20 protein-coding genes are annotated in these 19683 nt (G+C 68.9%); 3 read left to right on the top strand and 17 right to left on the bottom strand.

What is annotated here, in order from left to right:
* The first annotated feature begins 49 nt into the window (after nt 1-49).
* From ACIBJG_RS16485 to ACIBJG_RS16475, 3 genes are all read left to right on the top strand, one after another.
* Entirely contained in the window at nt 50-1246 is a 1197-nt protein-coding gene (locus ACIBJG_RS16485) for a sensor histidine kinase (RefSeq protein ID WP_399308208.1), read from the top strand.
* Nucleotides 1243-1893 carry a response regulator gene (locus tag ACIBJG_RS16480; RefSeq protein ID WP_399308207.1) on the top strand — a complete coding sequence of 217 codons (651 nt, stop codon included), beginning with the start codon at nt 1243-1245 and terminating at the stop codon, nt 1891-1893. Before ACIBJG_RS16485 ends, ACIBJG_RS16480 begins: the two co-directional genes overlap by 4 nt.
* A gap of 179 nt (nt 1894-2072) precedes the next feature.
* Nucleotides 2073-3944 carry a glycosyl hydrolase family 18 protein gene (locus ACIBJG_RS16475; RefSeq protein ID WP_399308206.1) on the top strand — a complete coding sequence of 624 codons (1872 nt, stop codon included), beginning with the start codon at nt 2073-2075 and terminating at the stop codon, nt 3942-3944.
* Between the two features lie 102 nt (nt 3945-4046).
* On the opposite strand, the gene ACIBJG_RS16470 is transcribed toward ACIBJG_RS16475, so the two are convergent.
* From ACIBJG_RS16470 to rpmE, 17 genes are all read right to left on the bottom strand, one after another.
* Nucleotides 4047-4493 (bottom strand): DUF2550 domain-containing protein, encoded by a 447-nt coding sequence (locus ACIBJG_RS16470; protein ID WP_399308280.1) that lies wholly within the window; start codon nt 4491-4493, stop codon nt 4047-4049.
* A 140-nt stretch (nt 4494-4633) separates the two neighbouring features.
* Entirely contained in the window at nt 4634-5008 is a 375-nt protein-coding gene (locus tag ACIBJG_RS16465; protein ID WP_399308205.1) for a F0F1 ATP synthase subunit epsilon, read from the bottom strand.
* 109 nt (nt 5009-5117) lie between these two features.
* Nucleotides 5118-6560 carry a F0F1 ATP synthase subunit beta gene (atpD, locus tag ACIBJG_RS16460; RefSeq protein ID WP_399308204.1) on the bottom strand — a complete coding sequence of 481 codons (1443 nt, stop codon included), beginning with the start codon at nt 6558-6560 and terminating at the stop codon, nt 5118-5120.
* Nucleotides 6560-7477: a F0F1 ATP synthase subunit gamma gene (locus tag ACIBJG_RS16455; RefSeq protein ID WP_399067434.1), complete on the bottom strand. Its 918-nt coding sequence runs from the start codon at nt 7475-7477 to the stop codon at nt 6560-6562. Before ACIBJG_RS16455 ends, atpD begins: the two co-directional genes overlap by 1 nt.
* A 3-nt stretch (nt 7478-7480) precedes the next feature.
* Nucleotides 7481-9052, bottom strand: a complete 1572-nt coding sequence (gene atpA / locus ACIBJG_RS16450; protein WP_399308202.1) for a F0F1 ATP synthase subunit alpha — start codon at nt 9050-9052, stop codon at nt 7481-7483.
* Nucleotides 9053-9193: 141 nt separating this feature from the next.
* A complete protein-coding gene (locus ACIBJG_RS16445; RefSeq protein WP_399308200.1) occupies nt 9194-10009 on the bottom strand; it encodes a F0F1 ATP synthase subunit delta in 816 nt (271 codons plus the stop codon).
* Complete coding sequence (locus ACIBJG_RS16440; protein ID WP_399308198.1) at nt 10006-10551, bottom strand: F0F1 ATP synthase subunit B; 546 nt, start codon at nt 10549-10551, stop codon at nt 10006-10008. Before ACIBJG_RS16440 ends, ACIBJG_RS16445 begins: the two co-directional genes overlap by 4 nt.
* Before the next feature lie 37 nt (nt 10552-10588).
* Nucleotides 10589-10837: an ATP synthase F0 subunit C gene (gene atpE / locus ACIBJG_RS16435; protein ID WP_330313742.1), complete on the bottom strand. Its 249-nt coding sequence runs from the start codon at nt 10835-10837 to the stop codon at nt 10589-10591.
* 68 nt (nt 10838-10905) lie between these two features.
* Nucleotides 10906-11727 carry a F0F1 ATP synthase subunit A gene (gene atpB, locus ACIBJG_RS16430; protein ID WP_389055106.1) on the bottom strand — a complete coding sequence of 274 codons (822 nt, stop codon included), beginning with the start codon at nt 11725-11727 and terminating at the stop codon, nt 10906-10908.
* Between the two features lie 226 nt (nt 11728-11953).
* Nucleotides 11954-12391: a hypothetical protein gene (locus ACIBJG_RS16425; RefSeq protein WP_399308196.1), complete on the bottom strand. Its 438-nt coding sequence runs from the start codon at nt 12389-12391 to the stop codon at nt 11954-11956.
* A 259-nt stretch (nt 12392-12650) separates the two neighbouring features.
* On the bottom strand, nt 12651-14039 hold the full coding sequence (locus tag ACIBJG_RS16420) for an MraY family glycosyltransferase (RefSeq protein WP_399308279.1): 1389 nt from the start codon (nt 14037-14039) through the stop codon (nt 12651-12653).
* A gap of 276 nt (nt 14040-14315) precedes the next feature.
* Nucleotides 14316-15578 (bottom strand): serine hydroxymethyltransferase, encoded by a 1263-nt coding sequence (glyA, locus tag ACIBJG_RS16415; protein WP_399308194.1) that lies wholly within the window; start codon nt 15576-15578, stop codon nt 14316-14318.
* Nucleotides 15579-15971: 393 nt separating this feature from the next.
* On the bottom strand, nt 15972-16613 hold the full coding sequence (locus tag ACIBJG_RS16410; protein WP_399308192.1) for a protein-tyrosine-phosphatase: 642 nt from the start codon (nt 16611-16613) through the stop codon (nt 15972-15974).
* Complete coding sequence (locus ACIBJG_RS16405; RefSeq protein ID WP_399308190.1) at nt 16610-17257, bottom strand: L-threonylcarbamoyladenylate synthase; 648 nt, start codon at nt 17255-17257, stop codon at nt 16610-16612. The genes ACIBJG_RS16410 and ACIBJG_RS16405 overlap by 4 nt, the downstream gene beginning before the upstream one ends.
* 64 nt (nt 17258-17321) lie before the next feature.
* On the bottom strand, nt 17322-18167 hold the full coding sequence (prmC, locus tag ACIBJG_RS16400; protein WP_399308188.1) for a peptide chain release factor N(5)-glutamine methyltransferase: 846 nt from the start codon (nt 18165-18167) through the stop codon (nt 17322-17324).
* 48 nt (nt 18168-18215) lie between these two features.
* Entirely contained in the window at nt 18216-19292 is a 1077-nt protein-coding gene (gene prfA, locus ACIBJG_RS16395; RefSeq protein ID WP_399308187.1) for a peptide chain release factor 1, read from the bottom strand.
* A 151-nt stretch (nt 19293-19443) separates the two neighbouring features.
* Nucleotides 19444-19668 (bottom strand): 50S ribosomal protein L31, encoded by a 225-nt coding sequence (gene rpmE, locus ACIBJG_RS16390; RefSeq protein WP_136328765.1) that lies wholly within the window; start codon nt 19666-19668, stop codon nt 19444-19446.
* Nucleotides 19669-19683 lie beyond the last annotated feature (15 nt).

The following is a 19683-nucleotide window of genomic DNA, read 5'->3' as shown; positions in this document are numbered from 1 at the left end:
CACTCCCCGTACCGACGTGCAAAGACGCCCCGCCGTGTTGGATGGCAGGGTGTTCTCTCCTCCCCGCCCCCACCGCGGCGACGTCCTCATCGCGGTCGTCGGACTGCTCGGCGGTACGGTCCTGTCGCTGCTCGGTCTGCACATGCAGAACGGCCGCCTCCTCGACGCGCCCTGGCTCGCGCTCATCCCGCTGACCGTGATGTCGGGGCTGGAACTGCTGCGCCGGAGCGCACCGCAGACGGCGCTGGTCATCGGCACCTTCGCCCTGGTCGCGGACCAGTTCACCCGGGGGAACCTGGCGACCGTGCTGATGTTCACCGACATCATGTACGCGGCCGTGCTGTACGGGACCCCGGCGGCCGCACGCCGGATCCCGGTGACCACGTTCCTGATCACGGTCGGCACCACGATCGGCTTCCTGGCCTGGTTCCGCGATGCCGAGGCGCTGCTCATCGGCATCGTCACCGGCCTGGTCTCGTTCGGGCCCGCGCTCACCGGCGTCAGTGTGCGCAACCACCGGGACGCCGCCGAGACCGCCCGGCTGCGTGCCGATCAGACCGCCCTGCTGGCCGAGATGGACCGCACGCAGGCGGTGACCGCCGAGCGCGCCCGGATGGCACGCGAACTGCACGACATGGTCGCCAACCACCTCTCCGCCATCGCCATCCACTCCACCGCCGCGCTCTCGATCGACGATCCGGCGACCTCCCGCGACGCCCTCGGGGTCATCCGCGAGAACAGCGTCGACGGTCTGGCCGAAATGCGCCGTCTGATCGGGCTGTTGCGCACCGGGGCAGCGGACCTGGAGCCGAGCAGCTCGCCGACCCTCGGCTCACTGGACGCCCTCATCGAGCAGCACCGTACGAACGCCTCCTCCAGCGGGCTGACCTGCACCCTGGACGACGCCCGCACCGACTCCGGCCGACTGCCCGCCCCGGTCGAGCTGGCCGCGTACCGCATCGTCCAGGAGTCCCTCACGAATGCGCTCAAGCACGCCGCACCGGGCCCGGTCACCGTTCGGCTGGGGCAGACGGGGGAGCTGCTGACGGTGGAGGTGGTCAGCGCCCTCGGGAACCGGCCGGGGCCGCGTGCCCCGGGCTCAGGGGCCGGTCTGATCGGGATGCGGGAGCGAGTGGCGCTGCTCGGCGGGGAGTTCGAGGCGGGCTCCGTGTCCACCGGGGACGGAGCGAAGATCTGGCAGGTTCGGGCAGAACTGCCCGTGGCGGAAGGAAGCGTGAAGCCATGACGATCCGGGTTCTGGTCGCCGAGGACCAGGCGGCCGTACGGGCGGGGCTGGTGCTCATCCTGGGCAGCGCACCGGACATCGAGGTCGTCGGGGAGGCCGGTGACGGTGAGGAGGCCGTCCGGCTGGCCCGCGAACTGCGCCCGCATCTGGTGCTGATGGACATCCAGATGCCCCGCCTGGACGGGGTGTCCGCGACGAAGCAGGTGGTCGCGGAGCGGCTGGCGGACGTGCTGGTACTGACGACGTTCGACCTGGACGAGTACGTGTTCGGCGCACTGCGGGCCGGGGCGTCGGGCTTCCTGCTGAAGGACACGGAGGCGCACGGGCTGCTCGAAGCGGTCCGCACGGTGGCGCGCGGCGAGGGGCTGATCGCTCCGTCGGTGACGCGCCGGCTCATCGCCGAATTCGCGGGGGCGATGCCTCCCCAGCCGTCGGGGGGCCCCGACAGGACGGTCCTGAACACGCTCACCCGGCGCGAGCGCGAGGTGCTCGGCTGTCTCGGCGAGGGGATGTCGAACGCGGAGATCGCGGTGCGGCTGACGATGGCCGAGGCGACGGTGAAGACGCACGTCAGCCGCTTGCTGGGGAAGCTGGAGCTGCGCAGCCGGGTCCAGGCGGCCGTACTGGCCCAGGAGTTGGGGATCTGAGGTTTAAGCACACCCGGCCTCGATCTTTGGTCTGGACCTCTTGACGATTGGTCCAGACCTTCCTAATCTCACCGAACACACTGCGGTGAGCCCGCCATGACAAGGCGGACTCAGGGCGGCGCAGGGTTTGCAGTCCACGGACCACCCCCGTTCGGCCGGACCCCACCCGAGGAGCACCGTTGAGCACTGAGACCCCCCGCCGGACCCGATTCAGATTCGGGGCCGGAAAAGCCACCAGATCCCGAGCAGTCGCGGGCCTCACCGCGCTACTCCTTCCGCTCGCCGCGCTGGTCGGCCTGGCCTCCCCCGCCGAAGCCGCCACATCGGCGACCGCCACGTACCTCAAGAAGTCCGACTGGGGCAGCGGCTTCGAAGGCCAGTGGACGGTGAAGAACACCGGCACCACCGCCCTGTCCTCCTGGACCATCGAGTGGGACTTCCCCTCCGGCACCGCGGTCGGCTCCGCCTGGGACGCCACCGTCACCAGCTCCGGCACCCACTGGACCGCCAAGAACGTCGGCTGGAACGGCTCGGTCGCACCGGGCGCCAGCGTCTCGTTCGGCTTCAACGGCACCGGCTCCGGCTCCCCCACCGGCTGCAAGCTGAACGGCGCCTCCTGCGACGGCGGCAGCGTCCCCGGCGACAACGCCCCCTCGGCCCCCGGTACCCCCACCGCGAGCAGCATCACCGACACGTCGGCGAAGATCAGCTGGAGCGCCGCCACCGACGACCACGGCATCAAGAACTACGACGTCCTGCGGGACGGCGCGGTCGTCGCCACGGTCACCGGCACCACGTACACGAACACCGGCCTCACCGCGGGCACCGACTACTCGTACACCGTGCAGGCGAGGGACACCGCCGACCAGACAGGCCCGGCCAGCGGATCGGTCAAGGTGCACACCACCGGCGGCGGAGGCACCGACCCCGGCACGGGCGACAAGGTCAACCTCGGCTACTTCGCCGAGTGGGGCGTCTACGGCCGGAACTACCACGTCAAGAACCTGGACACCTCCGGTTCGGCCGCGAAGATCACGCACATCAACTACGCCTTCGGCAACGTCCAGAACGGCAAGTGCACCATCGGTGACTCCTACGCCGACTACGACAAGGCGTACACCGCCGACCAGTCCGTCGACGGCGTCGCCGACACCTGGGACCAGCCCCTGCGCGGCAGCTTCAACCAACTGCGCAAGCTCAAGGCCAAGTACCCGCACATCAAGGTCCTGTGGTCCTTCGGCGGCTGGACCTGGTCCGGCGGCTTCGGCCAGGCCGCGCAGAACCCGGCCGCGTTCGCCCAGTCCTGCTACGACCTGGTGGAGGACCCGCGCTGGGCCGATGTCTTCGACGGCATCGACATCGACTGGGAGTACCCCAACGCCTGCGGTCTGACCTGCGACACGAGCGGCCCGGCCTCGCTCAAGGCCCTCACCTCCGCGCTGCGCACCAAGTTCGGCAGCAGCAACCTGGTGACCGCCGCGATCACGGCCGACGGCTCCGACGGCGGCAAGATCGACCTCGCCGACTACGCGGGCGCCGCGCAGTCGCTGAACTGGTACAACGTGATGACGTACGACTTCTTCGGCGCCTGGGACGCGAAGGGCCCGACGGCACCGCACTCCCCGCTCACGCCGTACACCGGCATCCCGAAGGCCGGCTTCACCGCCACCGAGGCCATCGCCAAGCTGAAGGCCCAGGGCGTTCCCGCCTCGAAGCTGCTGCTCGGCATCGGCTTCTACGGCCGCGGCTGGACCGGCGTCACCCAGGACGCACCCGGCGGCACCGCGACCGGCGCGGCCCCCGGCACGTACGAGGCGGGCATCGAGGACTACAAGGTCCTCAAGAACAGCTGCCCCTCCACCGGCACCGTCGCCGGTACCGCGTACGCGCACTGCGGCACCAACTGGTGGAGCTACGACACCCCCGCCACCATCACCAACAAGATGACCTGGGCAAGGAACCAGGGCCTGGGAGGCGCCTTCTTCTGGGAGTTCAGCGGGGACACCAGCAACGGTGAGCTCGTGAGCGCGATGAACAGCGGTCTCAAGTAGTCCCCACCGCACGGCTCATCGCGTAACCCCCGAAAAGCACCGGGGAGACAGGTCCGCCCCCTGTCTCCCCGGTTTTTCGTGTCTGTTGTACGCAGCCCGGCCTCAGGCCACGTTCACCCTCTGGCCGGGCGGTGCCGCCTCCAGCCAGGCGAGGAATCCGGTGAGGGCGTCCTCGCTCATCGCCAGCTCCAGGCGGGTCTCCCGGTGGAGACAGCCGAGCACGACGGCGTCGGAGAGCAGTGCGAGCTCCTCCTCGCCCTCGGGCAGCCGGCGGGCGACCACCTCGATCGAGGCGCGCTCCAGCACCCGGCGCGGGCGCGGCGAGTAACTGAAGACCCGGAACCAGTTCACCTTGTCGCCGCTGTACCGGGCGACCCCGTACACCCAGCCCTTGCCCGAGAGGTCGGGCTCCTCCGGCACGTTCCATCGCAGGCTGCAGTCGAAGGTCCCGCCGGAGCGCTGAATCAGCCGCCGGCGCAGACCGAAGACGAAGAGCCCCAACAGGACCAGTGCGACGACGAGCCCGCCCACCCACAGCGCGAGGACCATCTCCACCGACCTCCTCGCGTCATCGAGTAAACGGATACCGCCCGAACTTCACCTGCACCTGCATCGCCTCAGCCGCGACACGGTCTGGAGAGGTCTCCAGCTCGGGCCGCGGCTGAGGTTAAAGCCGTTTCGCGGGGTGACTAGTGCACCGCCACCGCACGCAGTCGCACATCGGCGCGGCGCTCGGCGGCGCTGTCCGTGTCCGACTTCGCACGCTCGAACGCACGCTCCGCGCGCTCGACATCGATCTCGTCCGCCAGCTCGGCAATCTCCGCCAGCAGCGAGAGCTTGTCGTCGGCGAAGGAGAGGAAACCGCCGTGCACAGCAGCGATGACAGTACCGCCGTCGCTCGTACGGATCGTCACCGGGCCCGATTCCAGCACACCCAGGAGCGGCTGGTGACCGGGCATGACACCGATGTCGCCGGACGTGGTACGTGCGACAACGAGGGTGGCCTCGCCGGACCAGACACTGCGGTCCGCGGCGACCAGCTCGACATGCAGCTCAGCAGCCAAGGGTGGCTCCTCGGGTCACCACCCGGCGGTCGTGCCGGGTGTTGGGTCAATTCTACGGGGCGTGGTGAGGGGGGCGGGACACACCCACCCCCCTCGGTGAGCCGGAGGCTCAGGAGACGCCGAGCTCCTTGGCGTTGGCCTTGAGGTCCTCGATGCCACCGCACATGAAGAACGCCTGCTCGGGGAAGTGGTCGTACTCCCCGTCACAGATCGCGTTGAACGCGGCGATCGACTCGTCGAGCGGAACGTCCGAACCGTCCAGGCCGGTGAACTGCTTGGCGGCGTGGGTGTTCTGCGACAGGAAGCGCTCGACGCGACGGGCGCGGTGGACAACGAGCTTGTCCTCCTCGCCCAGCTCGTCGATACCGAGGATCGCGATGATGTCCTGGAGGTCCTTGTACTTCTGCAGGATCCCCTTGACGCGGCTGGCCGTGTCGTAGTGGTCCTGCGCGATGTAGCGCGGGTCCAGGATGCGGGACGTGGAGTCCAGCGGGTCCACGGCCGGGTAGATGCCCTTCTCGGAGATCGGACGGGAGAGAACCGTCGTCGCGTCGAGGTGGGCGAACGTGGTGGCCGGGGCCGGGTCGGTCAGGTCGTCCGCGGGGACGTAGATCGCCTGCATCGAGGTGATCGAGTGACCACGCGTCGAGGTGATGCGCTCCTGGAGCACACCCATCTCGTCGGCCAGGGTCGGCTGGTAACCCACTGCGGACGGCATGCGGCCGAGCAGCGTGGAGACCTCGGAACCGGCCTGCGTGAAGCGGAAGATGTTGTCGATGAAGAGCAGCACGTCCTGCTTCTGCACATCGCGGAAGTACTCCGCCATGGTCAGGGCGGACAGGGCCACGCGAAGACGCGTGCCCGGCGGCTCGTCCATCTGGCCGAAGACCAGCGCGGTCTTCTCCAGAACGCCCGAGTCCGTCATCTCGTCGATGAGGTCGTTGCCCTCACGGGTGCGCTCACCGACGCCGGCGAACACCGACACACCGTCGTGCAGCTTCGCCACACGCATGATCATTTCCTGGATGAGGACCGTCTTGCCGACGCCCGCACCACCGAACAGACCGATCTTGCCGCCCTTGACGTACGGGGTCAGCAGGTCGACGACCTTCAGGCCGGTCTCGAACATCTCGGTCTTGGACTCGAGCTGGTCGAAGGCCGGGGCCTTGCGGTGGATCGGCCAGCGCTCGGTGATCTGCGCCTCGGCCTCCGGCTCGTTCAGGATCTGACCGAGGGTGTTGAACACCTTGCCCTTGGTGATGTCACCCACGGGAACGGTGATGCCCGCACCCGTGTTGGTCACCGGGGCCTGGCGGACCAGGCCGTCGGTGGGCTGCATCGAGATCGCGCGGACCACGCCGTCACCCAGGTGCTGGGCGACTTCGAGGGTCAGCAGCTTACGAGCGCCGGCCTCGGCCGGGTCGTCGACCTCGACGTGCAGGGCGTTGTAGATCTCCGGCATCGCGTCGACGGGGAACTCCACGTCGACGACCGGGCCGATGACCCGGGCGACGCGGCCCGTGGCAGCGGCCGTCTCAACTGTCGTCGTCATTACTTGTCACTCCCCGCGGACGCGTCGGCCAGCGCACCTGCACCGCCGACGATCTCGCTGATTTCCTGGGTGATTTCGGCCTGGCGGGCCGCGTTGGCAAGCCGGGAGAGGCTCTTGATCAGATCCCCGGCGTTGTCGGTCGCCGACTTCATCGCGCGGCGGCGGGCGGCGTGCTCGGAAGCGGCCGCCTGCAGCAGTGCGTTGTAGATGCGGCTCTCGACGTAGCGCGGCAGAAGGGCGTCGAGGACGTCCTCCGCCGACGGCTCGAAGTCGAACAGGGGAAGGATCTCGTCCTTCTCCGTGCTCTCCTTCGCGACCTCGTCGATCGAGAGCGGCAGCATCCGGCCGTCGACCGCGTTCTGCGTCATCATCGACACGAACTCGGTGAAGACGATGTGCAGCTCGTCGACGCCACCCTCGGCCGTGTCCTTCGTGATGGACTCGATGAGGGGCGCGGCGATCTTCTTGGCGTCCGCGTACTCCGGGCTGTCGGTGAAGCCGGTCCACGACTCCGCGACCTTGCGCTCGCGGAACCCGTAGTAGGCGACACCCTTGCGGCCGACGATGTACGTGTCGACCTCCTTGCCCTCGGCCGCCAGCCGCTCCCGCAGCTTCTCCGCCGCCTTGATGGCGTTGGAGGAGTAGCCGCCGGCCAGACCGCGGTCGCTCGTGAGGAGCAGGACCGCGGCCCGCACCGGGGCGTCGGCCTCGGTGGTGAGCGGGTGCTTGGTGTTGGAGCCGGTCGCCACCGCGGTCACCGCGCGGGTGAGCTCGGTCGCGTACGGCATCGACGCCGTCACCTTGCGCTGCGCCTTGACGATGCGCGAGGCGGCGATCATCTCCATCGCCTTGGTGATCTTCTTGGTCGCGGTGACGGCTTGGATGCGGCGCTTGTAAACGCGAAGCTGAGCGCCCATCGATCAGCCCTCGCCCAGGAGCTTGCCGTCCGAGGTCTCGAACTGCTGCTTGAAGGCGGCGATCGCGTCGGCGATCGACTGCAGCGTGTCGTCGGACATCTTGCCGCCCTCGGCGATGCTGGTCAGGAGGTCCTTGCGCTCACGGCGCAGGTACTCCAGCAGCTCACCTTCGAAGCGGCGGATGTCCTCGACCGGGACGTCGTCCATCTTGCCCGTGGTGCCGGCCCAGACGGAGACGACCTGCTCCTCCATCGGGAACGGGGCGTACTGGGCCTGCTTCAGCAGCTCGACCATGCGCTTACCGCGCTCCAGCGACGCCTTGGAGGCCGCGTCCAGGTCGGAACCGAAGGCGGCGAACGCCTCCAGCTCGCGGAACTGGGCGAGGTCCACGCGCAGCCGGCCGGAGACCTGCTTCATGGCCTTGTGCTGGGCGGAGCCACCGACTCGGGAGACCGAGATACCGACGTTGAGCGCCGGACGCTGACCCGCGTTGAACAGGTCGGACTCCAGGAAGCACTGGCCGTCGGTGATGGAGATGACGTTGGTCGGAATGAACGCCGACACGTCGTTCGCCTTGGTCTCGACGATCGGGAGACCCGTCATCGAACCGGCGCCCATGTCGTCGGAGAGCTTGGCGCAGCGCTCCAGCAGACGCGAGTGCAGGTAGAAGACGTCGCCCGGGTAGGCCTCGCGGCCCGGCGGACGGCGCAGCAGAAGCGACACGGCGCGGTAGGCGTCGGCCTGCTTCGAGAGGTCGTCGAAGATGATCAGGACGTGCTTGCCGGCGTACATCCAGTGCTGGCCGATGGCCGAGCCGGTGTACGGCGCCAGGTACTTGAAGCCGGCCGGGTCGGACGCCGGGGCGGCGACGATGGTCGTGTACTCGAGCGCGCCGGCCTCTTCCAGGGCACCTCGCACGGAGGCGATGGTGGAGCCCTTCTGACCGATGGCGACGTAGATGCAGCGCACCTGCTTGTTCACGTCGCCCGAGCGCCAGTTGTCGCGCTGGTTGATGATCGTGTCAACGGCCAGCGCGGTCTTACCCGTCTGACGGTCGCCGATGATCAGCTGACGCTGGCCGCGGCCGATCGGCACCATGGCGTCGACGGCCTTGTAGCCGGTCTGCATCGGCTCGTGCACCGACTTGCGGACCATGACGCCAGGGGCCTGCAGTTCGAGGGCGCGACGGCCTTCGGTCGCGATCTCGCCGAGGCCGTCGATCGGGTTGCCGAGCGGGTCGACGACGCGGCCGAGGTAACCCTCGCCGACGCCGACGGAGAGCACCTCACCGGTGCGCTGCACCGGCTGGCCCTCCTCGATCCCGCTGAACTCGCCGAGGACGATCGCACCGATTTCGCGCTCTTCGAGGTTGAGGGCGAGACCGAGGGTTCCGTCCTCGAACTTCAGCAGTTCGTTCGCCATGGCGGAGGGCAGGCCCTCCACCTTTGCGATGCCGTCGCCGGCAACGCTGACCGTTCCGACCTCCTCGCGCGAGGCCGCGTCCGGCTGGTACGACTGGACAAAGTTCTCCAGTGCGTCCCGGATCTCCTCCGGCCGGATCGTGAGCTCCGCCATCTGGGTTCCCTGCTCTCCTTGTTGGGCCCGAAGTTTCTTAAGGGGGTCTGGGGGCCGACCCCCAGGAATCTTCTGCAATTTCTGCACGGCCCAACCGGGCCGCTGGTCTTGCTCTGTTTCTGTTTGGTACGTCGCGCTGTGTCAGCCGGCCATGCGTCGGGTCGCCTCTTCGAGGCGCTCCGCGATGGTGCCGTTGATGACCTCGTCGCCGACCCGCACCACGATCCCGCCGAGGACCTCGGGGTCCACGTCCAGGCTCAGGTGCATCTGCCGACCGTAGATCTTCGCCAGGGCGGCGCCGAGGCGCTGCTTCTGCCGGTCACTGAGCGGCACGGCCGAGGTGACGACCGCGACCACACGGTCCCGGCGGTCCGCGGCGAGCTTGGAGAGGGACTCGAGTCCCGCTTCCAGGCTACGTCCCCGGGGCTGGGTGACGAGCCGCACGACGATGCGCTCGGTGGTGGGCCGCGCCTTGCCGCCGAGCAGGCTGCGCAGCAGCTCGCCCTTGGCGGCGGGGGTCGCGGTCCGGCTGGTCAGCGCGGAGCGCAGCTCGGTGTCCGAGGCCACGATCCGGCCGAACCGGAACAGCTCGTCCTCGACGTCGTCGAGGTCTCCGCTGCGCTGGGCGGCGGTGAGGTCGGCGGTGTTCGCCAGCTCCTCGGTCGAGTCGACCAGGTCACGCGACTGCGACCAGCGCGAGCGGACCATGCCGGAGACCAGGTCGAGGGCTTCGCCGCCCACCTGGCCGCCCAGCAGCCGTCCGGCCAGCTCGGCCCTGGCCTCGCCGGCCTGCGCCGGGTCGGTCAGGACCCGGCGCAGCGACACCTCGCGGTGCAGCAGCGCCGTGACGCCGGCCAGGTCCTCGGCGAGCTTCGCCGCGTCGACCGACGTGTTGTCGGTCAGCGCGTCGAGACGCTCGCGTGCGGCAGCCAGTGCCTCGCGGCTCGCGCTGTTCATCGGACTGCCTCGGCCTTCGCCTCGAGCTCGTCGAGGAACCGGTCGACGGTGCCGCTCTGCCGGGCGTGGTCCTCGAGGGACTCGCCGACGAGCTTGCCGGCCAGGGCGGTGGCGAGCGTGCCCACGTCCTGGCGCAGCGCCGAAGCTGCGGCCTTGCGGTCGGCCTCGATCTGGGCGTGGCCGGCAGCGACGATCTCCTCGCGCTGCCGCTGGCCTTCCGCCCTCATTTCCTGCAGGATCACGGCGCCCTGCTCCTGCGCCTCCTGGCGCAGACGAGCGGCTTCGTGGCGGGCCTCGGCGAGCTGAGCCTTGTACTGCTCAAGAACGCTCTGGGCCTCGGTCTGGGCCGCATCGGCCTTTTCGATGCCGCCTTCGATGGCCTCGCGGCGCTCTTCCAGAACCTTGTTGATGTTCGGGAGGAGCTTCTTGGCGAGGAAGCCGAAGACGATGACGAAAGCGATGAGGCCAATGACGAGCTCAGGGATCGGCGGGATCAGCGGGTTTTCCGGATCCTCCGCCGCGAGCTGAACCAGGGGGTTCACGTCAGTGCCTTCCGTCGAATGGGCTGTTCGCGACCGGTCAGGCGGTCGGGTAGACGAACGGCATGACCAGACCGATCAGGGCGAGCGCCTCACAGAAGGCGAAGCCGAGAATCTGGTTGGCGCGGATGAGGCCGGCAGCTTCGGGCTGACGGGCGAGCGCCTGGGTGCCGTTACCGAAGATGATGCCGATGCCGACGCCGGGGCCGATCGCGGCGAGGCCGTAACCGATCGAGCCGAGGTTGCCCTTGATTTCGACGCCGGCGGCGAGGGTCTGGAGAGCGGACATGCCGGTTCTTCCTTCTCTTTCAATGTCCGGTGGGGGTTGGCCACCGGGTGCTTCAGGAGGTGAGGTGCTCAGTGCCCCTTGGCGAGAGCGCCCTGAATGTAGCTGCAGGCCAGGAGCACGAACACATAGGCCTGAACAGCCTGGATGAAGAGCTCGAAGGCCGTCATCACGAGGACCATCACGAACGACACGCCTGCGTAGGCGAAACCGATGCCGTTGAGCAGGTACCAGCTGGCGATCGTGAAGAGCAGCAGGAGCGTGTGGCCCGCGAACATGTTGGCGAAGAGTCGGACCGCGTGCGTGAACGGCCGGACCAGCAGGTTCGAGAACAACTCGATGGTCATCGAGAGCGGCAGGACCCCGCCGAGGCTCTTGTCGTAGCCCGTGAAGTTCTTGAAGGCACCGACGAAACCGTGCTTCTTGAAGGTCAGGCCGACCCACACGATGTAGACGATCCCGGCAAGAACGGCGGGGTACGAAATGATCGCCGTCACGGGGAACTGCGCGATCGGGATGATGGACCAGAGGTTCATCATCCAGATGACGAAGAACAGGGAGACCATCAGCGGGACGTACTTCTCGCCGTCGCGCTTGCCGATCGTCTCGTAGACGATGCCGCGGCGGATGAAGTCGTATCCGGCCTCGGCCGTCATCTGAAGCTTGCCGGGCACCAACTTCGGCTTACGGAAGGCGGCCCAGAAGAAGCCAACGATGATGACCGAGCCGAGCAGGGCCAGCAGCATCGTCTTGTTGAAGTACAAGTTGCTGTCCGCGTCGCCCCAGAGGGGCTCGAACAGGAACGAGTGCAGGCCGGGTGCCGGGAAACCACAACCGTCGAAGATGTGGCAATCGGTCTCGAAGGCGAGCACCTGTGTCGGGTCAGCACTCACCGCGGGCTCCTTCAGCGTGGCGCATAGGTACGGCAACCTCGTTGTGTCGGCGCGGCGCGCAGCCGCGGTTCGGCACTGGACTGGTGTTTCGGATGTGTGAGCGGCAGTCAGGCATGTGAGCCTCGCGATCGTGCAGGCGTCAGCTCACATGCCCGCGCCCGCAGTGCCGCAGTTGGAACCGGACGATAGCAGGGTCGTGAACCTGCACTTATTCCGCCCCTACCCTTCACGCTGCGGACCCCGGCTTCTTGGGCTTTTCGTCCTTGTCGGACTCGGGTTCCACGTAAAGGATCTTGGCCTTCATGTGCGCACGCGCCTGTGCGCCGATCCACACGAGTGTCGTCACGACCAGAGTGATCGCGAAGGCCTTCGGGTTGAACAGTGAGGTGTTCTTGAATACGGCGACGAAGATGAACAGCAGCAGGAGTTGCGCCGTGTACAGCGCAAGCCCCATCGCCTGGAAGAGGTGGGGCATGGACCGGGCGGTCCGTTGCAGGACCATCAGTCCGATCCCCATGAAGAGGATGACCACGATCGTCGCAACGATCGCGCCCAGGGCTCCCTTGCCACCGGCGACGCCACCGCTGATCGCGGCGGCGACTGCGCCGGCGACAGCGGTGGGTACGGCGGTCTGGAGGAGAGTCCGGACGTCGTTGGACGGCATGGCGGCAGCTCCGCTTGCTGGGGGTGGGCAGTGTGTCGTCATGGACGAGCGTAGGCCCGGTCCGAGTCGATGCCTCGGGCCAATGGACCGTGCTACTCAGGTCCTTCGGCTCTGTCACCGGGCTTCGTGAACGGTATCACAAACTATTTGATGAGGTCTTTACCTAGAAAGTGTGCTCACTGTCACACGTGAGAGCTAATCAGCCCGTGTGAGCAAGACAACTCAGCAACTTGTCTGGTATTGGCCCTTGATGACCGAATCACCGACGCGTCGAATCTGCCTTGCGCCGGTCCGCGAAGCGCGAACGGGGGCCGATCGCGGTCGCTCCGTTGACGCCGGACACCCCGGCCGCGATCGGGGGCTGCGGCGCGGACTCGTGGCCGTCCTGCCCCATCTGGTCATCCGGGGGCCGCTGTTGGCTCTCCAGCCCCTGCGACGACTCCGTCCCGGGTTCCGCCCCGCGGCGGCTCCGGCGGCGGTAGCGCGGCGGCACGAAGCCCTCCGCCCATCGCGGGGCGCGCGGGGTGAACCGGGGCATCAGCAGCAGGATCAGGCCGAGCGCGCTCAGCCCCACGATCAGGAGCACGATCCACATCGACGTCGAGTGCACCGAGTAGCCGACGGCACCGAAGGCGATCAGGGCCGACCAGAAATACATGATCAGCACCGACCGGCTGTGCGAGTGGCCGATCTCCAGGAGCCGGTGGTGCAGATGCCCGCGGTCCGCGGCGAACGGCGACTGTCCGTTCCACGTGCGCCGCACGATCGCCAGCACCAGGTCCGCCGCCGGGATGGCGATGATCGTCAGTGGCAGGAGCAGCGGGATGAAGACCGGCAGCATCGCGTGGGTCGCCTGCCGTTCGCTTCCCGCGAAGAGCTTCATCGCGTCCGGGTCGACCTGCCCTGTGACGGAGATCGCGCCGGCGGCGAGGACCAGACCGATCAGCATCGACCCGGAGTCGCCCATGAAGATCCGCGCAGGATGCATGTTGTGCGGCAGGAAGCCGAGGCACATGCCCATCAGGATCGCCGTGAAGAGCGTCGCGGGGGCGGCCGCTTCGATTCCGTACCCGTACCAGAGCCGGTAGGTGTAGAGGAAGAGCGCGGCCGAGGCGATGCACACCATGCCCGCTGCCAGGCCGTCCAGTCCGTCGACGAAGTTCACCGCGTTGATCGTGATGACGACGAGCGCGACCGTCAGCAGCGTGCCCTGCCACTGCGTCAGCGGGACCGTGCCGACGCCGGGGATCGGCAGCCAAAGGATCGTGAGGCCCTGGAGCACCATGACGGCCGCGGCGATCATCTGCCCGCCGAGCTTGATCAGGGCGTCGATCTCGAACTTGTCGTCCAGGACGCCGATCAGCCAGATCAGGGCCGCTCCGGAGAGCAGCGCCCGAGGTTCGTTGGAGAGCTCGAAGACGCCGTCGAGGTTGGCCAGGTGATCGGCGACGATCAGCCCGGCGCACAGCCCGCCGAACATGGCGATGCCACCGAGCCTCGGTGTCGGTTCGCGGTGGACGTCACGCGCACGGATCGCGGGCATCGCCCCGACCGCGATGGCGAACTTACGCACCGGGCCGGTGAGCAGATACGTCACCGCGGCCGTGACACAGAGCGTCAGCAGGTAATCACGCACGGGCTGCCCCAGAAATATCGCCGGCCATCTCAGCCCACACCTTAGCCCGACCGGCACATGGGGGGCGGAAGCAGGAGCGGGGCTGGGTGCGTGCAGCTGCAAGGCGGAGGATTGAGCCATGGCGGAGCCATGGTGATTGACGACAACGCGGCAGATGTCCGTGACCGGCCTCGCGACGCCGCCCCCCATGTGCCGGTCGGGCTAAGCTACGTCGGCCTCGTGGTTGAGGACACGGAGGCCCCGGCAATGGTTGCACAGGCTGCCGGCATTGCGGACGTACTGCTTATTTCACCCGGGGTACGGGGGATGCTGCGCCGCCATCTCCCGCACCTCCGCGAGGACGTCACCCTCCTCCCGGACCGCGGAGCCGATCAGGACCGCGAGGCGCGCCATGTCGGTGTCGTCCATGCCCTGGGTGGTGACGGCCGCGGTGCCGAGCCTGATGCCCCGGGCGTCCCCGTACGGCAGCGCGCAGGTGTCCAGCACCAGCCCGGCGGCGGCCAGCCGGGCGCGGGCCGTGGGGCCGTCGACGCCGAGCGGGGCCGGGTCGGCGACGATCAGGTGGGTGTCCGTGCCGCCGGTGGTGACGTCGAAGCCCTCGGCCTCCAGGCCGGCCGCCAGTACCCGCGCGTGGTTCACCACGTGATGGGCGTACGCGGCGAAGGCGGGCGCGGCCGCCTCACCGAACGCGACGGCCTTCGCCGCCACCGTGTGCATCTGGGCGCCGCCCTGCGTGAAGGGGAACACCGCCCGGTCGATCCGCTCCGCCAGCTCCGCGCCGCACAGGATCATGCCGCCGCGCGGCCCCCGCAGCACCTTGTGCGTGGTGGCGCAGACCACGTCCGCGTACGGGACGGGGCTCGGCGCCGCTCCCCCGGCGATCAATCCCATCGGGTGCGCGGAGTCGGCGATGAGGTAGGCGCCCACCTCGTCGCAGATCTCCCGGAACAGCTCGTGGTCGGGGTGGCGGGGATAGGAGATCGAACCGCTGACGATCGCCTTGGGCCGGTGTGTGCGGGCCAGGGTCCGGACCTGGTCGTAGTCGATCAGCCCGCTCTCGGAGTCCACCCCGTAGCCGATGAACTCGAACCAGCGGCCGGAGAAGTTGGCGGGCGAACCGTGCGTGAGGTGTCCGCCGTACGGGAGTCCCATCGCGAGCACCGTGTCACCGGGCCGCAGCAGCGCCGCGTACGCCGCGAGGACGGCCGAGGATCCGGAGTGGGGCTGCACGTTGGCGTGCTCGGCGCCGAAGAGCGAGGTGGCGCGGCGGATCGCGATGCGTTCGGCCGCGTCCGCCTGTTCGCAGCCGCCGTGGTGGCGGGCGCCGGGGTATCCCTCGGCGTACTTGTTGGCGAGCGGGGAGCCGAGTGCGGCCAGGACCGCGGGCGAGGTGAAGTTCTCCGCCGCGGTCAGCTGCAGGGTGTCGGACTGGCGGTGCAGCTCCCCCACCAGGACATCGGCGATCTCCGGATCCTCCCGGAGCAGGGCGCCGAAGTCCTGCGGCAGGGCGGCGACGGCGGAGGGTGCGGCAGCAGCAGTGGTGACCGGCATCGGGGGCTCCGGGCCTGGGGAGGGGAACGCCTGGGGGGTGACGTCAGCTCCAATGTAGGCCCGGGGCGGATCTGCTGCCCGCTGTCCCGGGCCGTGGCGCACCCTTCCGGGCCGCTAGGGAGTGTTTTAGAGGTAGCGTCGGCCGCCCGGAGGGCGGGTCTCGCGTGGTCCGGTGCGTGCGATCGCAAGGTGCCGGGGTGCCCTCGGATGGGGTCTCCCCTGCTCGAACGCAGTTGAGAGCTTGGGGAAGGAGCTACTAGGGCATTTCGGCAACGCGGCGAGCGTGCGTGCCGGACCACGCGAGACAAACGGGACTTCTCAAACACGACCTAAGGGCCCCGGCCTGCTCCGTACGGCGGTCGGAGCGCCACGGACGGCCCCCCGGGCGTCACTTCAGCGCGGTGCCGATACGCCCGTCAGCGCGGTGACGACCGGGTCCAGGGCCTGGTTGATCTCGTCCCCGATGGACCGGAAGAACGTGATGGGGGCGCCGTACGGGTCGTAGACCTCGTCGGCCTCCGCGGTCGGGGCCAGCAGCCAGCCGCGCAGCGCGGCGGCCGCGCGCACCAGGGCGCGGGCGCGCTCGACGACCCCCTCGTCGAGTGCGTCGGGCAGCGTGGCGGGGTCTATCGCCCGGACCAGTCGGGTGAACTCCTTGAGCGTGAAGGTCCGCAGCCCGGCCGAGTGACCCATCGAGATCACCTGGGCCCGGTGGTCGCGGGTGGCGGTGAGCACGAGGTCGGCGCGGATCACGTGCTCGTCGAGCAGTTCGCGGCCGACGAACCCGGTGGCGTCGGCGCCGAAGTCGGCGAGGACCACCTCCGCGTTGGCCTCCATCGGGGCACCCTCGTGCCCCCAGGTGCCCGCGCTCTCCACGATCAGCCCGCCCTGGAGCGGGTCGCCCAGGCGGTCCACGAGGGCGTGCCGGGTCAGCCGCTCGGTGATCGGTGAGCGGCAGACGTTGCCGGTGCTGACGTGGAGGATGCGGAAGGTGTCGGTCTGCCCCGCTATGCCACGCCCCTCAGGGGCGGTCAATTGGCCACCTCAAGGTCGGGAACCACCTTGCGCAGGTCCTCCGCGGAGAGCGCGCCGGCGCGCAGCAGGACCGGCACCTTGCCGGTGACGTCGACGATCGAGGACGGGACGATGCCCGGGGTCGGGCCGCCGTCGAGGTACACGGAGACGGAGTCGCCGAGCATCTCCTGGGCCGCGTCGCAGTCCTCGGGAGAGGGGTGTCCGGTGAGGTTGGCGCTGGAGACGGCCATCGGGCCGACCTCCGTGAGCAGTTCGATGGCGACCGGGTGCAGCGGCATCCGGATGGCCACGGTGCCGCGGGTGTCCCCGAGGTCCCACTGGAGCGACGGCTGGTGCTTGGCGACGAGCGTGAGCGCGCCCGGCCAGAAGGCGTCCACCAGCTCCCAGGCCTGCTCCGAGAAGTCGGTGACCAGGCCGTGCAGGGTGTTCGGCGAACCGATGAGGACGGGCGTCGGCATGTTGCGGCCGCGGCCCTTGGCCTCCAGGAGGTCGACGACGCCCTCGGAACTGAAGGCGTCCGCACCGATCCCGTACACGGTGTCGGTGGGCAGCACGACCAGTTCGCCTCGGCGGACGGCGGACGCGGCTTCGCGCAGACCCGTCGTACGGTCCGTGGCGTCGTTGCAGTCGTATCGCCGTGCCATCAGCCGGCCTCCTCAAGCATGTACGGGTAGGGCTGGTACGGGTCGTGCGGGTGGTTGCCGCCGGTCACGGCATGGCCTTGCGGGCCGTGGCGAACCGGGGACGCCTGTTCAGGTCGGGGTGGTCGGCCGCGTCGGCCCAGCCCCGCTCCTCGGTGAAGATCCACGGCACCTGGCCGCCCTGGGTGTCGGCGTGCTCGATGACGACGAGGCCGCCGGGACGCAGCAGACGGTGGGCGGTGCGCTCGATGCCGCGGATGGTGTCGAGGCCGTCCTCGCCGGAGAAGAGGGCCATCTCCGGGTCGTGGTCACGGGCCTCGGGGGCCACGTACTCCCATTCGGTGAGCGGGATGTACGGCGGGTTGGAGATGACCAGGTCGACCTGGCCGTCGAGCTCGGGAAGGGCCGTCAGGGCGTCTCCGCGGTGCACGGTGACCCTGGACTCCTCGGCGTTCTTCCTGGTCCATTTGAGAGCGTCCTCGGACAGCTCCACGGCGTGCACGCGCGAGCGCGGCACCTCCTGGGCCATGGCGAGGGCGATGGCACCCGATCCGGTGCACAGGTCGACGATCAGCGGCTCGACGACGTCCATCGCGCGGACGGCGTCTATCGCCCAGCCGACGACCGACTCGGTCTCCGGCCGGGGCACGAAGACGCCGGGTCCTACCTGGAGCTCCAGGTAGCGGAAGAAGGCGCGGCCGGTGATGTGCTGGAGCGGTTCGCGGGCCTCGCGCCGGGCGATGGTCTCCCAGTAGCGGGCGTCGAAGTCGACGTCCGGCACGTTGTGCAGCTCGCCCCGCTTGACGCCGTGCACGAACGCGGCGAGCTCCTCCGCGTCGAATCGCGGTGAAGGGACACCGGCGTCGGCCAGCCGCTGGGTGGCCTGGGCCACCTCGGCGAGCAGCAGGTTCATCGCGGTTCTCCGTACGGGTTCACGAGCGGGGCGGGCGGCGGACAGGACTTACGCGGCGGCGAGCTTGGCTGCGGAGTCGGCGTCGACACAGGCCTGGATCACAGCGTCCAGATCCCCGTCGAGCACCTGGTCCAAGTTGTACGCCTTGAAGCCGACGCGGTGGTCCGAGATCCGGTTTTCCGGGAAGTTGTACGTACGGATCTTCTCGGACCGGTCGACCGTTCGCACCTGGCTGCGGCGTACGTCGGACGCTTCCTGCTCGGCGGCTTCCTGGGCCGCGGCGAGAAGCCTCGACCGCAGGATACGCATGGCCTGCTCCTTGTTCTGGAGCTGGCTCTTCTCGTTCTGGCAGGAGGCGACGACACCGGTGGGCAGGTGCGTGATGCGGACTGCGGAGTCCGTGGTGTTGACGGACTGGCCGCCGGGGCCGGAGGAGCGGTAGACGTCGATACGGAGATCGTTGGCGTGGATCTCCACCTCGACCTCCTCGGCCTCGGGCGTGACGAGCACACCGGCGGCGGAGGTGTGGATGCGGCCCTGGGACTCGGTGGAGGGCACGCGCTGCACGCGGTGCACGCCGCCCTCGTACTTCATCCGGGCCCATACGCCCTGGCCGGGTTCGGTGGCCCCGTTGCCGCCCTTGGTCTTCACGGCGACCTGGACGTCCTTGTAGCCGCCGAGCTCGGACTCGGTGGAGTCGATGATCTCGGTCTTCCAGCCGACGCGCTCGGCGTAGCGCAGGTACATGCGCAGCAGATCACCGGCGAACAGGGCGGACTCGTCGCCGCCCGCGCCCGCCTTGATCTCCAGGAGCACGTCCTTGTCGTCGCTGGGGTCACGGGGTACGAGCAGGAGGCGGAGCTTCTCGGTGAGCTCCTCGCGCTCCTTCTCCAGGTCCTTGACCTCGGCGGCGAAGTCGGGATCGTCGGCGGCGAACTCGCGGGCGGTCTCGATGTCGTCGCCGGTCTGCTTCCAGGAGCGGTACGTGGCGACGATCGGAGTCAGCTCGGCGTAGCGCTTGTTCAGCTTGCGCGCGTTGGCCTGGTCGGCGTGGACCGACGGGTCTGCGAGCTTCGTCTCGAGATCGGACTGTTCGCCGATCAGTTCCTCGACCGCCTCGAACATCTTCGGGCTCCTGGTTTCTTCGATCGTCGTGCCTGCCGGCCGGCGGGTGCCTGCCGGGCGGGATGACGGGTATGCCGTCGTCCCGGCCGGAAAAAAACGCCGGTCCCGGCGCCCCCGGGAAGAGGGCGCCAAGGACCGGCGCAGTGGCTCGCTACTTGCTGGCGGAGCCGGCGGCCTTGCCGAAGCGGGCCTCGAAGCGGGCCACGCGGCCACCGGTGTCGAGGATCTTCTGCTTGCCCGTGTAGAACGGGTGGCACTCGGAGCAGACGTCGGCACGGATGGCGCCGCTGTCCAGCGTGGACCGGGTGGTGAACGACGCGCCACAGGTGCAGCTGACCTGCGTCTCGACGTACTGGGGGTGAATGTCGCGCTTCAAGGGTTTCTCCTAGGT

Origin of the sequence: Streptomyces sp. NPDC050422, assembly GCF_044458665.1 — a bacterium.
Taxonomy (GTDB): domain Bacteria; phylum Actinomycetota; class Actinomycetes; order Streptomycetales; family Streptomycetaceae; genus Streptomyces.
This window is presented reverse-complemented; position numbering and strand designations above follow the sequence as displayed.

Bases quoted from the DNA above. Each gene is read 5' to 3' on its own strand.
- ACIBJG_RS16480 (WP_399308207.1), top strand. From the start codon at position 1,243: ATGACGATCCGGGTTCTGGTCGCCGAGGACCAGGCGGCCGTACGGGCG.
- ACIBJG_RS16470 (WP_399308280.1), bottom strand. From the start codon at position 4,493: ATGGTCCTCGCGCTGTGGGTGGGCGGGCTCGTCGTCGCACTGGTCCTG.
- atpD (WP_399308204.1), bottom strand. From the start codon at position 6,560: ATGACGACGACAGTTGAGACGGCCGCTGCCACGGGCCGCGTCGCCCGG.
- ACIBJG_RS16455 (WP_399067434.1), bottom strand. From the start codon at position 7,477: ATGGGCGCTCAGCTTCGCGTTTACAAGCGCCGCATCCAAGCCGTCACC.
- atpA (WP_399308202.1), bottom strand. From the start codon at position 9,052: ATGGCGGAGCTCACGATCCGGCCGGAGGAGATCCGGGACGCACTGGAG.
- ACIBJG_RS16445 (WP_399308200.1), bottom strand. From the start codon at position 10,009: ATGAACAGCGCGAGCCGCGAGGCACTGGCTGCCGCACGCGAGCGTCTC.
- atpE (WP_330313742.1), bottom strand. From the start codon at position 10,837: ATGTCCGCTCTCCAGACCCTCGCCGCCGGCGTCGAAATCAAGGGCAAC.
- ACIBJG_RS16425 (WP_399308196.1), bottom strand. From the start codon at position 12,391: ATGCCGTCCAACGACGTCCGGACTCTCCTCCAGACCGCCGTACCCACC.
- glyA (WP_399308194.1), bottom strand. From the start codon at position 15,578: ATGCCGGTCACCACTGCTGCTGCCGCACCCTCCGCCGTCGCCGCCCTG.
- ACIBJG_RS16405 (WP_399308190.1), bottom strand. From the start codon at position 17,257: ATGGCACGGCGATACGACTGCAACGACGCCACGGACCGTACGACGGGT.
- prmC (WP_399308188.1), bottom strand. From the start codon at position 18,167: ATGAACCTGCTGCTCGCCGAGGTGGCCCAGGCCACCCAGCGGCTGGCC.
- prfA (WP_399308187.1), bottom strand. From the start codon at position 19,292: ATGTTCGAGGCGGTCGAGGAACTGATCGGCGAACAGTCCGATCTCGAG.